Origin of the sequence: Nocardiopsis oceanisediminis (assembly GCF_048595525.1) — a bacterium.
Lineage (GTDB): Bacteria > Actinomycetota > Actinomycetes > Streptosporangiales > Streptosporangiaceae > Nocardiopsis_A > Nocardiopsis_A oceanisediminis.
The window spans coordinates 6,447,596-6,463,437 of sequence record NZ_JAFMZJ010000001.1 but is presented as its reverse complement, the minus strand read 5'-3'; the positions used below and the strand labels follow the sequence as shown (position 1 = coordinate 6,463,437).

13 protein-coding genes and 3 tRNA genes are annotated in these 15,842 nt (G+C 76.8%); all 16 read left to right on the top strand.

Annotated features, from left to right (window positions below):
• Positions 1–2: 2 nt before the first annotated feature.
• The 16 genes from J0910_RS28195 to J0910_RS28120 all read left to right on the top strand — a co-directional run bounded on the left by J0910_RS28195 (position 3) and on the right by J0910_RS28120 (position 15,720).
• Positions 3–84, top strand: a tRNA-Tyr gene (locus J0910_RS28195).
• 644 nt (positions 85–728) lie between these two features.
• Complete coding sequence (locus tag J0910_RS28190; protein ID WP_420161538.1) at positions 729–968, top strand: hypothetical protein; 240 nt, start codon at positions 729–731, stop codon at positions 966–968.
• 75 nt (positions 969–1,043) lie between these two features.
• Entirely contained in the window at positions 1,044–1,289 is a 246-nt protein-coding gene (locus tag J0910_RS28185; protein ID WP_420161537.1) for a hypothetical protein, read from the top strand.
• A gap of 11 nt (positions 1,290–1,300) precedes the next feature.
• Complete coding sequence (locus tag J0910_RS28180; protein WP_420161536.1) at positions 1,301–1,543, top strand: hypothetical protein; 243 nt, start codon at positions 1,301–1,303, stop codon at positions 1,541–1,543.
• Positions 1,544–1,553: 10 nt separating this feature from the next.
• A complete protein-coding gene (locus J0910_RS28175; RefSeq protein ID WP_420161535.1) occupies positions 1,554–1,817 on the top strand; it encodes a hypothetical protein in 264 nt (87 codons plus the stop codon).
• 226 nt (positions 1,818–2,043) lie between these two features.
• Positions 2,044–2,631, top strand: coding sequence for a hypothetical protein (locus J0910_RS28170; RefSeq protein WP_420161534.1), 588 nt, complete (start codon positions 2,044–2,046; stop codon positions 2,629–2,631).
• Between the two features lie 163 nt (positions 2,632–2,794).
• A complete protein-coding gene (locus J0910_RS28165) occupies positions 2,795–3,454 on the top strand; it encodes a DUF2397 family protein (protein WP_420161533.1) in 660 nt (219 codons plus the stop codon).
• Positions 3,448–4,653 (top strand): DUF2398 family protein, encoded by a 1,206-nt coding sequence (locus J0910_RS28160; RefSeq protein ID WP_420161532.1) that lies wholly within the window; start codon positions 3,448–3,450, stop codon positions 4,651–4,653. Before J0910_RS28165 ends, J0910_RS28160 begins: the two co-directional genes overlap by 7 nt.
• Before the next feature lie 139 nt (positions 4,654–4,792).
• Positions 4,793–10,522: a TIGR02680 family protein gene (locus J0910_RS28155; RefSeq protein WP_420161531.1), complete on the top strand. Its 5,730-nt coding sequence runs from the start codon at positions 4,793–4,795 to the stop codon at positions 10,520–10,522.
• 68 nt (positions 10,523–10,590) lie between these two features.
• A complete protein-coding gene (locus J0910_RS28150) occupies positions 10,591–12,699 on the top strand; it encodes an AAA family ATPase (RefSeq protein ID WP_420161530.1) in 2,109 nt (702 codons plus the stop codon).
• A gap of 261 nt (positions 12,700–12,960) precedes the next feature.
• Positions 12,961–13,036: transfer RNA gene (locus J0910_RS28145), tRNA-Thr, on the top strand.
• A gap of 113 nt (positions 13,037–13,149) precedes the next feature.
• Positions 13,150–13,222 (top strand) — tRNA-Met (locus J0910_RS28140).
• 84 nt (positions 13,223–13,306) lie between these two features.
• Positions 13,307–13,471, top strand: coding sequence for a 50S ribosomal protein L33 (gene rpmG / locus J0910_RS28135; protein ID WP_081620547.1), 165 nt, complete (start codon positions 13,307–13,309; stop codon positions 13,469–13,471).
• A gap of 146 nt (positions 13,472–13,617) precedes the next feature.
• Positions 13,618–14,085 carry a MaoC family dehydratase N-terminal domain-containing protein gene (locus J0910_RS28130; protein WP_420161529.1) on the top strand — a complete coding sequence of 156 codons (468 nt, stop codon included), beginning with the start codon at positions 13,618–13,620 and terminating at the stop codon, positions 14,083–14,085.
• Entirely contained in the window at positions 14,082–14,510 is a 429-nt protein-coding gene (locus J0910_RS28125) for a MaoC family dehydratase (protein ID WP_420161528.1), read from the top strand. The genes J0910_RS28130 and J0910_RS28125 overlap by 4 nt, the downstream gene beginning before the upstream one ends.
• Before the next feature lie 124 nt (positions 14,511–14,634).
• Positions 14,635–15,720 (top strand): UDP-N-acetylmuramate dehydrogenase, encoded by a 1,086-nt coding sequence (locus J0910_RS28120; protein WP_420161527.1) that lies wholly within the window; start codon positions 14,635–14,637, stop codon positions 15,718–15,720.
• Positions 15,721–15,842 lie beyond the last annotated feature (122 nt).

The following is a 15,842-nucleotide window of genomic DNA, read 5'->3' as shown; positions in this document are numbered from 1 at the left end:
CAGGCAGGTTGCCCGAGCGGCCAAAGGGAGCAGACTGTAAATCTGCCGGCTCAGCCTTCCAAGGTTCGAATCCTTGACCTGCCACACCAGGGGGACGCCCCCGGCCCGAGAGGCCGGGGGCGTTCTCGTTTCCACGGCCCCCTCCGGCCGCCCCGCTCCCTCCCTGGCGGCAGCGCCCCGTCCTCTTCCGCCCGTTTTCGGCGATGACCGGGCGGTGCGCGCCGGAGCGGGCTAGGCTCGGACCGCCCCCGGCGCCCCCGCGGTCTTCCCGGGCAGGGGCTGTGTGCGCTGGGTGACCGTATAGGGCGTGACCGAAACCCGGGCGCCGTGCGGGCCGCCTGCCCGCCCCGCCGGACCGCCCGCGGCGCGCGAAGCCCGCGCCCGCCGGATCAGCCGTCCGCGGCGCCGCCGCTCCCGGCCGGCTCCCGCCGCCCCGCCTCCGCAGGGGCCCCTCCACGCCTCCGCCGCCCGGCGTATCCGACTCGACGGAGGAGATCCGATTCTTCCGGTTCGGCTGTTCGGCGGGGAATATCCGGGGATATCCAGGCGGCCGGGAATTTCTTTGCCGATGGATGGCCCCGGAATGCCCGGATTAGGCACTCTCCTTCCCCTGTTTCGGCGTTGACAAAATACGGTGAGTAGCCCGATGATTACGGCAGTCCACCGCGAGAAGGCGCGTCACTGCGCTTTTTCATCAACCTCCCGCGGAATTCTCCGGAGGAATCCCAATGAAGAAGATCACCGCTGCCGGCCTGCTCGTCGGTGCCGCCCTGGGCTCCGTGCTGATGGCCGCCCCGGCCCACGCCGGCGACAGCAGCGACCAGCAGTTCAACCAGAACCTGCAGCTGGTCCCGGTCCAGGTCTGCAACGCCAACGTCGCGGTGCTCGGCGCCAACGTGCCGATCCTGTCGCCGCAGACCACCGGCGACTGCACCAACGGCCCGGTCCAGACCAACGTCGACGACTAGATTTCGCCAAAAAACGGGCATCGCGCGCCCGAATACGGCATTCATCGGCTTTAACAATAACTTGGGAGAATCTCAATGATGCGCAAGTTCGCCGTTGCCGGCCTGGTGGCCGGCGCCGCGCTGGGCTCCGTCCTGATGGCGGGCCCCGCCCAGGCGCACGACAGCAGCGACCAGCAGTACAACCAGAACCTGCAGGGCGTGCCGGTCCAGGTCTGCAACGCCAACATCGGCGCGGTCATCGGCGTCAACGTGCCGGTCCTGTCGCCGCAGACCACCGGCGACTGCACCAACGGCGCCATCCAGACCAACGTCGACGACTAGGAGCAGCAGCCATGATGCGCAAGTTCGCCGTCGCCGGCCTGGTGGCCGGCGCCGCCCTGGGCTCCGTCCTGATGGCCGGCCCCGCCCAGGCGCACGACAGCAGCGACCAGCAGTACAACCAGAACCTGCAGCTGGTCCCGGTGCAGCTGTGCAACCCGAACGTCGCGGTGCTCGGCGCCAACGTGCCGATCCTGTCGCCGCAGACCGCCGGCGACTGCACCAACGGCCCGATCCAGACCAACGTCGACGACTAGGGGTCCGGGAATGCTGCGCAAGTTCGCCGTCGCCGGCCTGGTCGCCGGTGCCGCGCTGGGCTCCGTCCTGATGGCGGGCCCCGCCCAGGCGAGTGGTGACAGCAGCGACCAGCAGTTCAACCAGAACCTGCAGGTCCTGCCGGTCCAGGTCTGCAACGCCGACGTCGCGGTGCTCGGTGCCAACGTGCCGGTCCTGTCGCCGAAGACCACCGGTGACTGCACCAACGGCCCGGTCCAGACCAACGTCGAGGACGACGGGCACGGCGGCTACTGACCGACCGCCACCGGTCGGCGGTCCGGGCGCGGAGGCCTCCGCCGGAACGACGCCGCCCGGACCGGGACGCACCGCTCGAACAGGTCCCCGGCGCGCCGCGTGCGCGCCGGGGACCTGCGCTTTCCCCCGGTCGCGGCCGCCGAACGCCCTGCTTGAGCAGGGCCGATGGCGGGAACGATCCCCCTGCCGGTCCGCCGGGGGGCGGCCGCGCGGAGAGGAGGCGACCATGTCCGGAGGCACTGCGCAGGCGGCGGTCCTGGGAGCGGCGTGCGTCGCCGTTCTGGCGGCCGGGTGCTCGGCGGGGGCCGGAGGCTCCGCGCAAGGCTCGCCCGACCCCGCCCCGGCCCCGTCGGGCCCCGAGTCCTCACCGCCGCCCGCCGAGGGCACCGACCGGCAGGACGGCGCGGAGGAGCGGGCCGGAGAAGGAAGGACCGAAGAGGACCGGGCCGCGGCGGAGGAGGAGGCGCGCACCGGGGAGGGGGCCTACGTGTTCAACACGCACGGCGACGAGCAGGGCCGGCCCCAGCAGCGGCCGGAGGACCTGGTCGCCTCGGAGTTCACCTCCTTCACCGGCCTGGAGTGGCAGGAGTGGGGCACCGACTCCGCGGTCGGCCGCGGGGGGCTCTCCGGCACCTGGTGCCTACCGGAATGCCAGGACGACCCCTACCCCGCCACCGTCGAGCTCGGCGACCCGGAGAACGTCGGCGGGACGCTCTACTTCACCACCTACCGGGTGACCGAGGCGGAGGGCCTCAGCAAGGCGGACCGCACCGCGATGGAGGAGGCCGACCAGGGGATGCTGGTCCGCCCCTGAGCCGCCCGGCAGGACGCCCCCGGGGAGGGGCCGCCGGGAGAAAAACCGCCCCGATACGGACCGTGGAAGGTCCAGTTCACGACCGTGATTTCGGGCATGCCGGGCCGGTCGGACCGGCCGATCCGGGCCCGGCGGTGGCCAGGGGTCTCTAGTCTGCTGGGTTGTGGGTGACTCAGCAGTTGAAGACGCGGGCGGACAGGGAGCGCACCGGCGCGGCCGGGCGGCCCTGCTGCGCCTCGCCCGATGGTTCGACCAGGCCGACGCGCCGGCCGCGCACGACGTCTACGCCGCCGCCTTCGCGGCCTACCCGGCGCGCTTCCTCGGCGGCGCCGGGGACGAGGCCGCCCCCGCCGCGGCGAGCTGGTGGAACTCGCCCCCCGCGCACGTGGCCGCGGCCCCCGCGGACGGCCCGCTGCCCACCGCCCCGGTCCCGGACCACGCGGACCAGCGGGCCAGGCTGCGCGACGCGGCCGAGGCCCGGGCGCACTGGCGCCGCTCGGCCGCGGCCGAGGTGCGCACCGCCCTGGCCGGCGGCGCGGAGCGGCTGGAGCTGTCCACCCCCGCGCTGGACGTGCTGATGGAGCTGCTCACCGCCGCCCTGGGCTCCGGCTCCCCGGAGGCCCGCCAGGTGACCGCCGGCGACCTGGAGCTCGGCGTCCGGCTGCACGTGGGCTCCGCCCCCGGCACCAGGATCGCGATCGCCTCCCCCGGCGGCGGCCTCGACCTCGCCGACGTGTGGCTGCGGGTGACCGACCACGCCGAGCAGGGGCCGCTGCCCGAACCGGAGGCCGACGGAGCCGGCGAGGAGGACCGCCCGTGCTGATCGACGACGTGGCGCTGATCGGGGAGCGCCGGGCCGCCGCCCGCAGGCTGCTGGCCACCCCGTTCGTCACCGCCCGCACCGACCCCGAGGCGTTCGCGCTGATCCGCGCGCACTCCGACTGGCTCACCCAGCGCTTCCGCCGGGTGCTCGGCTACGAGCTGACCGTCGGCGCCGAGTACGCCCGGCTGGCCAAGGCCGGGCGGGTCCGCGGCACCGGGCCCGCCCGGCGGGCCAGCGGCGCCCCGTTCACCCCGCGCGGCTACGCCTACCTGGCGCTCGTTCTGGCCGTCCTGGCCGAGGGCGGGGACGAGGAGGTCCCGCTGGACGGGCTGGCCGCCGGCGTGCGGGACGCCGCCCGCGAGGCCGGCCTGCGCGCGGACCCGGCCGGGCGGGCCGCGGAGCGCCGCGCGTTCGCCTCCGCGCTGCGCCTGCTCGCCGACTGGGGCGTGCTGGCGGAGAGCAAGGGCACCTTGGCGGAGTACGCCGCGGGGGAGGGGGAGGAGGTCCGGCTCATGGTCGACCGCGAACTCGCCGCCCTCGCGGTGGCCCACCCGCCGCACGCCGCCGCCGACCCGGACTCCTTCGTCCGGGACGCCGCGCCGGACGACTTCGACGGCGACGCCGCGGGCGAGGTGGCGCTGCGCAGGCTGCTCGCCGAGGAGGCGGTGGTCTACCGGGAGGACCTGCCGGAGCGGCAGCGCGGGCGGCTGGCCCGGCACCAGTGGCGGGCCGCCGCGGAACTGGCCGACCTGCTCGGCTCCGAGGCGGAGGTCCGCGCCGAGGGCATGGCGGTGATCCTGCCGGACGAGGCGGACGGCGCCGGGGAGGTGCCGGGCCCGCTGCTGCCGGCCGCCGGCCCGGCCGCCGAGGCGGCGCTGCTGCTCGTCCGCAGGCTGGCCGCGCGGATCCGCCCGGAGAACACCCCCGCCCACGAGGCCCCCGTGCCCCCGGAGGTGCTGGCCGAGGAGCTGGAGGCGGTGGTCGGCGCGGACTCCGCGCACCGCCGCCGCTGGGAGCTCGGCGCCGCCGAGTACCTGCCGGACGAGGACGCGCTCGGCCGGCGGGCGCTGGAACTGCTCGCCGCGGCCGGCCTGGTCCGCGACCGCGGCGCGGCGGACGGCGCGGGGGCCGGGGGAGGGTGGGCGCTGCGGGCGGCCGCCGCCCGGTTCGCGCCCGCGGAGACCCGGGACGGGGTGTGAGATGGATCCGTTCCGCGAGGAGCGCACGTCGGCCGGGGGCGCCCGGCGCACTCCGGGGATCCGGGAGAATGACGCAGATCGCCTGAATCTCACCCGGGAAGGCGATCCGAGCGGCACCGAGAGAACCGGAGGGCGGTCGATGAGCGACGCGAGCACGACCCGGCAGACCGAGGCCCGCACGCCGACGGTTCCGCCCGGCCGCCCGCTGGCCTCCCGCCCGATCCCGACCGGCCGCCCCCGGCCCTGGGACGCCCCCGCCGAGCCCGGGGCCGTCGGCGACGAGCAGGTCACCGCGCCCATCCCGGTCGTCGGCGATGCGCAGGACGCGCCCGGCGGCGAGGACCCGGCCGGTCCCGAGGCCGCGGAGGAGCGGGACGGCGGGGATCCGGAGCGGCCCGCCGGGGAGCGCGCCGCGGACGGGGGAGCCCCCGGGGCGGCGGAGCCCGCGGAGGCCCCGGAAGCCGCGGGCGGGGAACCGGCCGCCTCCCGTCCGGAGCCCGGCGCCGGCTCCGCCGGGGCGGCCGCCGGAAAGGACTGGGCGCTCCCCTCGGCCCTGACCGGTCCGCAGCAGCCGCTCGCCCCCCGCTCCCCGGCCACCGGCCCGCAGCCCGGCCCCGGCGCGGACCTGCTCGGCTCCGCCGGAAGCGCGGCGGGCCCCGAGGCGCAGGCCCCGGAGCAGGGCGCCGACTCCGCGCGGGCGGCCTCCGCCGGTCCCGCGGCCGAGCGGCCCACCGGCCCGCAGCGGGCCCTCGGCGCCGACCTGCTCGGCGCGCCCGCCGACGGGGAGGGCGTGCCCGGCGGCCGGTCCGCGCCGTCGTCGGAGGAGCGCTCGGAGGAGCAGGGCGGCGCGCGGGCCGAGGCCCGCAGCGCCGGGCCGGAGGCCGAGCGGCCCACGGGCCCGCAGCGGGTTCTCGGCGCGGATCTGCTCGGTTCCGCCGGTGCCGGTGCGGTGCAGGGGCGGGAGGACGGCCGCCCGGTGCCGCCCGTCGCCGACCAGGGCGGTGAGCCTGTGGAGGCCGCTGAGGCCGCTGAGGCCGATTCGGGAGAGCCCGCCGCCGAAGGGGCCACCGGCCCGCAGCGCGCCTTCGGCGCCGATCTGCTCGGTGTGCAGGGTCCGGAGGACGGCCAGGCCGCCGAGGCCGCTCCGGGAGAGCCCGCCGCCGAAGGATCCACGGGTCCGCAGCGGGTTCTCGGCGCGGATCTGCTCGGTTCCGCCGGTGCCGGTGCGGTGCAGGGGCGGGAGGACGGCCGTCCGGTGCCGCCCGTCGCCGACCAGGGCGGTGAGCCTGCGGAGGCCGCTGAGGCCGATTCGGGAGAGCCCGCCGCCGAAGGGTCCACCGGTCCGCAGCGGGCCCTCGGCGCCGACCCGCCCGGTTCCGCCGCGGGGACGGCCACCGGCGCGCAGCCGAGCCTGCGCGCCGACGCTCCGGCCGCGTCTCCGGACGCCCCGGCGGAGTCCGCCGGGGACCGGACCGGCGAGGCCACCGCCCCGGACTCCGGGGAAGAGCGACCGGAACCGGTCGAGCGACGCAACCGAAACCGGTTGCACCGCGCCGGGATCCACAACATCTGGCACTACGACGACCAGGTCTTCGACTTCGCCGACGGGCGGCTGCTGCTGCGCGGCCGCAACGGCGCCGGCAAGTCCAAGGCGCTGGAGATGCTGCTGCCGTTCCTGCTCGACGGGGACGCCCGGCGGCTGGACACCACCGGCACCGGGCGCACCGGCTTCCGCTGGCTGATGGCCGACGGCCGGGCCGCCGCCCCCGCCCGCCCGGACGGTGCCGCCGAGGCCCCGGACGGAGAGGACCCCGCCCCCGGGGAGGGGCCGGACGAGGCGGTCCGGATCGGCTACCTCTGGGTGGAGTTCGCCCAGGACGGCGAGGACGCCCCGGCGGTCACCCTGGGCGCCGCGGTCACCGCCGCCCCCGGCCGGGACGTGCGCTGCACCCACTTCGTCACCGAGCGCCGCGTCGGCACCGACCTGGAGCTGGTCCGCGACGGCCGGCCGATGCCGGTCGAGCGGCTCCGCGCCGAGGTCGGCGCCGAGAACTGCTACGACACCGCGGGCCCCTACCGGACCCGGGTCATGCGCGACCTGTTCGGCCTGGACGACCCGGTCCGCTACCGCAACCTGGTGCACCTGCTGTACCGGCTGCGCCGCCCGACCATCGGCGAGCGGCTGGAGGCCGGCGAACTGGTCTCGGTGCTCGCCGAGGCGCTGCCGCCGATGGACGAGTCGGTGCTGGACCAGGTCGCCCGGAACGTCGCCGACCTGGAGGAGGCCCGGGGCCGGCTGGAGGCGCTCCGCGGCGCCCGCGGCCACGTCGAGGAGTTCCTCACCGGCTACCGGGGCTACCTGCACCGGGTGCTCGGCGACCGGGCCGCCGAGGTCCGCACCCGGCTGGACGAGCACGGCCGCCGCGCCGCAGAGGCCGAGCGCCTCGAAGAGGAGCTCGACCGGCTGGTCACCGAGGAGAGCGCGGTCCAGGAGGAGCGCGACCGGGCCCGGCGCACCCGGGACACCGCCGGCTCCGACGCCGCGACGCTGACCGCCGCCGGCGAGGCCGCCCCCACCGCCACCGACCACGAGCTGCAGGCCCGCTACGCCGCGGTGACCGCCTACATCCGCGCCGCGGAGGCCGCCTGGACCGCCGCCGGGTACGCGCTCACCGCCGAAGAGCGGGCCAAGGAGACCCTGGCCGGCGGCCTGGCCGCGGTGGACGACGCGATCGCCGCGCTGCGCGCGCTGCACGCCGAGGCCGCCGAGGCCGCCCGGGCCGCCGGGATCGACCCCGAACCGCTCGGCACCGTCCCGCAGCCGGTGCGCACCGTGCTCGCGCCCCGGGAGAGCGTCACCCACGTCGACTTCGAGGGCCTGGAGCGGGCCGTGGAGCGCGACCCGGTCCCGGGCGTCGACCTGGACGCGCTCCGCGACGGCCTCGCCGACCTGCACGACCGGCTCAGCCGCGCGGACGAGGCCGCCGCGGAGCGCGCCGAACTGGCCGAGCGGCTGCGCACCGCCGCGGCCGAGTGCGCCGGGGCCGAGGAGCGGGAGGCCGCGCTGCGCGGCGAGGCGGAGTCCGCCGACGCCGCGCTGGAGCGCGCCCGCACCCGGGAGCGCACCGCGGTGGAGGCGGTGCGCGCCGCCGGCGCCTCCTACGCCGCCCGGGTCCGCACCTGGCTCTCCGACCTGCGCGAAGCCGCCCCCGACGCGGACCTGGACACCGCGGCCGCCGCCCTGGAGCAGCTGGTCGAGCCGCCGCACGACGATGCGCTCGGGCTGCTCGGCCCGGACGTTCCGGACCGGGTGGCCGAGGCGGCGCACGCCGCGGTCGACCCGCTGCTGCGCGAACTCCGGTCCCGCCGGGACACCGCGCTCGGCGAAGAGCGCGAGCTGGTCACCGAGCTCGACGAGCTCTCCGAGCGCAAGGCCGGCGGCGCGGCCGACCCGGCCCCGCCCGCCCCGCCCTGGGCCGCCGCGGTGCGCGACCGCGGCGCCGGCGCCCCGCTGTACGCCCTGGTCGACTTCGCGGACGGCCTCAGCGCCGCCGAGCAGGCCGGGCTGGAGGGCGCCCTGGAGGCCTCCGGCCTGCTCAACGCCTGGGTCGCCGCGGACGGCAGCGCGCTCTCCGCCGACACCTCCGACATCGTGCTCTCCCCGGGCCGGCCCGCCCCCGGCCCCTCGCTGCTCGACGTGCTCGCCCCGCTCCCCGACGGCGCCGAGGAGGACCGCGCCGGGATCGGCCGGGACCGGGTGGAGGCCCTGCTGGCCGGCGTCGCCCTGCTGCCCGCGGACGGCGGCCCGGGGGCCGAGCCGAGGCACCGCCGCCGCCGCGACGGCGAGCAGGCCGGCCCCGCGTGCGCGGTCGCCCTGGACGGCCGCTGGCGGCTGGGCGCCCTCTCCGGCGCGCACCGCAAGACCGCCGTCGAGCACATCGGCACCGCCGCCCGCGACACCGCCCGGGACCGGTCGCTGGCCAACGTGAAACGCCGGATCGACATCGCCGAGGCGCTGCTCGCCGAGGCCGGGGAGCGCCGCGGCGACGCCGAGCGCGCCCAGGACGAACTGGTCGGGATCTCCAGGGGCCTGCCCGGCCCCGGCGGGCTCGCGGCCGCCTGGGCCGCACTGGAGGACGCCCGCGGCTGGCTGGCCGGCACCGAGGCCGAGCAGCGCACCGCCGCCCGCGCCGCCGAGGAGGCCCGCACCCGGGCCCTGGCCCTGCGCCGCTCGGTGCGGACCGAGGCGGAGCGGGCCGCCCTGCCCGCCGAGGCCGCCGAGCTGGACGCCACCGCCGCCGCACTGGACGGCCTGCGGGTCCGGCTCGCCGCCGCCCTGCGCGACCTGCAGGCGCTGGCCGCCCTGCTGGACCGGGCGCACGACGGCACCGAGCAGTGGCGGCAGGCCCGCGGCGACCGGGTGGTCGCCGAGGACGCCCGCACCGCGGCCATCGGCGACATGATCACCGTCCGCCGCGACATCGAGCTCACCGACCGGGCGCGCGCCGCCGACCCGGACCGGATCGGCGCCGCCGTCGCCGAGGTCCGGGAGCGGATGGAGGCCGCCGCCGACCGCGTCCCCGACCTGGAGCGCTCCGCGCAGCGGGCGCGCGACGAGCGGGTCGCCGCCGAGACCCGGCTGGGGTCGGCCGCCGCGGAGCGGGCCGAGCAGGCCCGCCGGGCGCTGGCGGCCGGCGCCGCGCTGCGCGCGGCGCTCACCGGCGCCGACGCGGCGCCCGACCCGGACCTGCTGGCCGCCGCCGGGCTGGAGGGCGCCGCGGAGCCGCTGGACCGGCTGGTCGCCGCGGACGCCGCCGAGGAGGGCGAGCGGCTGGCCGCCCTGGAGGAGCTGACCGCCGCGGTCCAGGACGGCCTGGGCGCCGCGGAGGCCCCCGAGGAGGAGGTCGACGACAGCGGCATCCTGCGCCGCCGGGAGGCGCTGCACCGGCTGCTGGCCGGAGGCTCCTCGGTCGGGGCCCGCACCGAGCTCACCGAGCACGCCGGGGTCAAGCGGGTCACCGTGCACGACGACGCCGGCGCGCACGACGTCACCGCCTACGCCGCCCGGCTGGCGGAGGCGGAGGCCGACGCCGAGGAGGCGGCCCTGCTCCGCGAGGAGGAGGCCTACGAGCGGCACCTCCTCGGCGAGCTCGCCGGGCACCTGGCCCGCCAGATCGACGAGGCCCGCGCGCTCATCGCCACCATGAACGAGGTGCTCGGCGACGTCACCACCTCCCAGGGGCTGGGGGTGCGCATCGAGTGGGGGCTGGCGCCCGACGCCGACGAGGACGTGCGCGCGGTGGTGCCGCTGCTCGCCCGGCCCGCGGAGCGGCGCACCCGGCTGGAGACCACCCGGCTCCGCGACGCGCTGCGCCGCTGCATCGAGGCGATCCGCCGGCTCGACCCGACCGCCACCGGGGGCGCCCAGCTCCGCGCGGCGCTGGACTACCGCTCCTGGTTCGCGTTCACCGTGCACATCACCGACGCGGCCCGCCCGGAGCGGGAGCGCAGGCTCAGCCACCGCACCGGCCTCAGCCAGGGCGAGCAGCGGGTCGTCGCCTACCTGGTGCTGTTCGCCGCGGCGGCGGCCCAGTTCGACGCGGTGCAGGCCAACGCGCCGGCCGCGCCCCGGCTCATCCTGCTGGACGACGCCTTCGCCAAGGTCGACGAGCCCACCCACGGCCGGCTGCTGGGCCTGCTGGTCCAGCTCGACCTGGACTTCGTGCTCACCTCCGAGCGGGTGTGGGGCTGCTTCGCCTCGGTGCCGGGGCTGCACATCTACGAGTGCCTGCGGGATCCGGCCGTTCCCGGCATCGCCACCCTGCACTTCAGCTGGGACGGGGCGCGCAGGCGCCTGCTCGGAGTGTGACGGGGGAGGTGCCGCTTTCTTCGGGGCTGTCCTAATCTGCTAACTCTGCGGCGACTGATGAGGCGGGTGTGGTGACGACCGTGACGACGGCAGAGGCGATCGCCGGGGACCCCGGAGAGGAGGGCGGCTCCGGCCCGGACTGGACCGTCCGGACCGTGCTGGGCCGCCTGGCCCGCTCACCGCTCGACGGAGAGGCGCGCCAGTGGGTGGTGGCCTCCCTGCACGGCGAGGAGGCGCTGGAAGGGCTGCGCCGCGGCGAGCCCGCCCCCGACCCGGCGTCGCTGCTGCGCGGCGCCGAGGAGCGTCCCGCGCACCGCGACCCCGGCCGCCAGGGCTACCTCTCCCGGATCGAGGTGCAGGGCTTCCGCGGCATCGGCCGCCCGGCCGAGCTGCGGCTGCGCCCGGGGCCGGGGCTGACCGTGGTGGTGGGCCGGAACGGCTCGGGCAAGTCCAGCTTCGCCGAGGCCGCCGAGGCCGCGCTGACCGGGCGCAACATGCGCTGGGACGCGCTGCCCGCCGGCTGGCGCGACGGGTGGCGCAACCTGCACTACACCGAGCGCACCGAGGTCAGCGTGGACATCGTGCACGCGGGCGACCCCGCCCCGACCCGGGTGACCCGGTACTGGGCCGGCGACAGCGTCCGCTCCGCCCGCGGCCGGGTCATCGCGCCGGACGGCACCGACGGCCCGCTGCGCTCCCTGGGCTGGGGCCCGGACCTGGAGCGCTACCGGCCGTTCCTCTCCTACGACGAACTCGGCCGGGCGGTGAACGGCCGCGCCGCCGAGCTCTACGACACCATCACCACCCTGCTCGGCCTGACCGGGGTGGCCGACGCCGAGCGGGCCCTGGCCAGGGCCTGCGCCCGGCTGGCCAAGCTGCGCGACCGCCCCCGCAACGACCTGGACCACCTCGTCGCCCGGCTGCGCGAGTCCAGCGACCACCGGGCCGCCCGGGCCCTGGAGGTCCTCGGCTCCGGCGACCTCGACCTGGGCCGGCTGGCCGAGGTCGCCGCGGACGACGGGCCCGCGGATCCGGCCGCCGAGCGGGTGCTGCGCCGGCTGCGCCGGCTCGCGGTCCCGGAGCGGGCCCTGATCACCGATGTGGTCAACGAGCTGCGCGGCGCCGCCATGGAGCTGGCGATGGCAGCCGGGAGCAAGGGCGACCGGGCCCGCGGCACCGTGCTCCTGCTCCGCCAGGCGCTGGAGCACCACGAGCGGCACCCGGCCGAGACCGACTGCCCGGCCTGCGGCACCGGCGGCGCCCTGGGCGGGGACTGGTCGCGCCGGGCGCGGGCCGAGATCGCCCGGCTGGAACCGGTGGCGGAGAGCGCCTCGGCGGCCTACCGGCGGGTCGAGGACGCCCGGGACCAGGCCCGCTTCCTGATGGCCCCCAAGCCCTCCTGGCTGCCGGAGGAGAGCGAGCTGGGCCGGATCTGGGCCGAGTGGGAGTCCGGGGCGGAGATCACCGACCCGGTGCAGCTGGCCGAGCACATCGAAGGCGTCGGCCGGCGGCTGCGCTCGGCCGCGCTCGCCGCCCGCAAGGAGGCGGGCCGGCGGCTGGACGCCCCGGACGACGGCTGGGGCGGGCTGGCCGAGATGCTCGGCGCCTGGGTGGAGGACGCGCACGCCGCGGTGGCCGCCCGGGAGCGGCTGGGCGCCGCGGAGCAGGCGCTGGAGTGGTTCTCCGGCTTCGCCAAGGAGGTGCGGGACGAGCGGCTCGGCCCGCTGGCCGCGCAGACCGAGCACGTCTGGCACCGGCTCCGCCAGGAGCGCCACATCGACCTGGAGTCGCTCCGGCTGGTGGGGCGCGGCGCCCGGCGCCGGGTCGAGGTGGACGTGGCGGTGGACGGCGCCGAGGCGGAGCAGAACGCCCCGGGGCTGCTCAGCCAGGGCGAGTTCCAGGCCCTGGCGCTCTCCATCTGCCTGCCGCGCACCCTGGCGGCCGGGAACCCGTTCGGGTTCCTGGTGCTGGACGACCCGGTCCAGGCGATGGACACCGAGACGGTCGAAGGGCTGGCCGGGGTGCTGGCCGAGGTCGGCGCGCACCGCCAGATCATCGTGTTCACGCACGACACCCGGCTGCCCGAGGCGCTGCACCGGCTGGGCCTCCCGGCCGACGTGCGGGGCATCGAGCGGGACGCGTCGTCCAACGTCCGGGTCGCCGACCCGGCGGCCTGAGCGGGCCGGAGGGCCGCCCGGTCGCGGCGGGAGGAGCCGGGGCCCGGACGGCCGCCGCCGTCCGCGGAGAGGACGCCTGAGCGGGGCGGAGGGCGCCGGCGGGCGTGGTGAAGGTGCCGGTCCCGGAGGGTCTCCGTTGAGGGGGGTGGCGGGTGACGGGCGGGAGCGGGTTTCCGATTTGGCAGACCACCCCCGAAGACCTGTATAGTCATGACCAACGCGAAGGGCGGAACCCCGGAAGGGGGGAAGCCGCAGGAGCGTGCCCCTTTAGCTCAGTCGGCAGAGCGTCTCCATGGTAAGGAGAAGGTCTACGGTTCGATTCCGTAAAGGGGCTCCACCACTTGATGAGGTTCCCGACCCACCAGGTGGCCGGGTGCCGGTAGAATCGGTGCCCAGGTCCCGGGGCGGTATCCTGGAGAAGGATACGTCGGCTCCGAAGAGGACCGTCGCGGCGGAGTAGCTCAGTCGGTAGAGCAAGCGGCTCATAATCGCTGTGTCGTCGGTTCAAGTCCGGCCTCCGCTACTACCTGCGCGACCCCTGCCCTGCGATGACAGGGGTCAACGCGGGTCTTTTTCAGTGTTCGTCACCAGCAGAAAGGCACTCCACGTGGCTGCCACTGACGTGAGGCCGAAGATCACCCTGGCCTGCCAGGAGTGCAAGCACCGCAACTACATCACGCGCAAGAACCGTCGGAACAACCCCGACCGTCTCTCGCTGCAGAAGTACTGCCCGAACTGCCGCCGGCACAACGAGCACCGCGAGACCCGCTAGTCCCCGGCGCACCGCCCGCGGCGGTCGCTCGGATGAGCAAGCAGCGCACATGGCCCAGTGAGCCCCGGCTCGCTGGGCCATACCCATGCGCGGACCGCGCCGGCGGAACCGGCCGCGCGGATCGGACACGGTTCGAAAGGGATTCCATGGCGATCAACCGCGAGCTGCTCGGGCGGGAGTACCCGTCGCCGGAGCCCTATGAGGTGACCCGCGGCAAGATCCGCGAGTTCGCCGAGGCGATCGGCGATGCCAACCCGGTCTACACCGACGCGGAGGCGGCCCGGAAGGCCGGCCACCCCGACGTCGTGGCCCCGCCCACCTTCCCGATCATCCTGAGCATGGCCGGCGCCGGGCAGGCCGTCACCGACCCCGAGCTGGGTCTGGACTTCTCCATGGTGGTCCACGGGGAGCAGCGGTTCCGCTACAGCCGCCCGGTGGCCGCCGGCGACCTGGTCCGCTCGGTGACCCGGATCACCGAGATCAAGAGCCTGGCCGGCAACGAGCTGGTGACACTGGAGAGCGAGATCTCCGACCTCGACGGGGAGCACGTGGTGACCGCGGTCAACATGCTCGTCGTCCGGGGCGGGGCCGAGGAAGCGGGGAGCGCCGCATGACCGCCACCGTCCGCTACGACGACGTCGAGGCCGGCACCGCCATCGGTGAGCGGACCTTCCCGGTGCGCCGGGTGGACCTGGTCCGCTACGCGGGGGCCTCCGGCGACTTCAACCCGATCCACTGGAACGACCGGACCGCCAAGGCGGTCGGCCTGCCCGGGGTCATCGCGCACGGCATGTTCACCATGGCCGAGGCGGCCCGGCTGGTCACCGACTGGGCCGGCGACCCGGGCGCGGTGGTGGAGTACGGCACCCGGTTCTCCGCCCCGGTGGTGGTCCCCGACGACGACACCGGCGCCGAGATCACCGTCTCCGGCACGGTCAAGGAGAAGCGCGAGGACAACCTGGTCCTGGTCGCGCTCACCGTGCGCGCCGCGGGGACCCGGGTGCTGGCCCGCCCCACTCTGCTGGTCCGCCTCGCCTAGAACCCCCGCTCCTCCCCGCGCCGGCCCCGGCGCCCCGCCGCTCCGACCGGGCGCGGGGCCGGGAGCGGCGGGGAGAACGCAGTCCGACCGTCCGGTCCCCCGCACGTCCCCTGGAGGGCGCCCCATGACCGCTGCTCCCGCCGCCGGAGTCCGGCTGGCCGACCACACCACCCTGGGCCTGGGCGGCCCGGCCGCCCGGTTCACCGCCGCCGCCGGCACCGATGAGCTGATCGCCGCGGTGGCCGCGGCGGACGCCGCCGGCGAGCCGCTGCTGGTGCTGGGCGGCGGCAGCAACCTGGTCGTCTCCGACGAGGGGTTCCCCGGCACCGTGGTGCAGGTCGCCGCGGCCGGGACGGCCCGGGAGCCGGGCGGCGCCCCGGGGGCGGTGCGGGTGCGCGCCGAGGCCGGCGTGGAGTGGGACCCGTTCGTGGCGCGCTGCGTCGCCGAGGGCCTCAGCGGCGTGGAGTGCCTCTCCGGGATCCCCGGCCGGGTCGGCTCCACCCCGATCCAGAACGTCGGCGCCTACGGCCAGGAGGTCGCGCAGACCATCGCCGAGGTGGTCGTGTACGACCGGCGCACCGGCGAGCGCCGCGCGCTCTCCAACGCCGACTGCGGCTTCTCCTACCGGGACAGCGTGTTCAAGCGGGAGGGCGCCGACCGCGGCCGCTACGTGGTCTGCGAGGTCGTCTTCGAGCTGGAGGAGTCCGGGCTGAGCGCCCCGGTGGCCTACGCCGAGCTGGCCCGCCGGCTCGGCGCGGCGCAGGGGGAGCGGGTCCCGGCGGAGCGGGCCCGCGAGGCCGTGCTGGAGCTGCGCCGGGGCAAGGGCATGGTGCTCGACCCGGCCGACCCGGACACCCGCAGCGCCGGCTCGTTCTTCACCAACCCGGTGCTCACCGAGGAGGACTTCGCCGACCTGCGCAAGCGGGTCGCCGAGCGGCTCGGCCCGGACACCGAGCCGCCGGCCCACCCGGCCGGCGACGGCAGGGTGAAGACCTCGGCGGCCTGGCTCATCGACCGGGCCGGCTTCGCCAAGGGGCACGCCCGCGGCCCGGTGCGCATCTCCACCAAGCACACCCTGGCGCTGACCAACCCCGGCGGCGGTACCACCGCCGACCTGCTCGAACTCGCCCGCGAGGTGCGCTCCGGCGTGGCCGCGGCGTTCGGTGTCACCCTGGTCAACGAACCGGTCATGGTGGGCGTCTCGCTCTGACCCGGACCGGCGCACCGGAAAGGCGCCCCGCATTCGCCTCGGCGGCGAATGCGGGGCGCCTTTCTCATCTCTTGAATTAGGTGTGCCTAACTCTATTTTTAGGTGGAATTCGGCGAAACGAT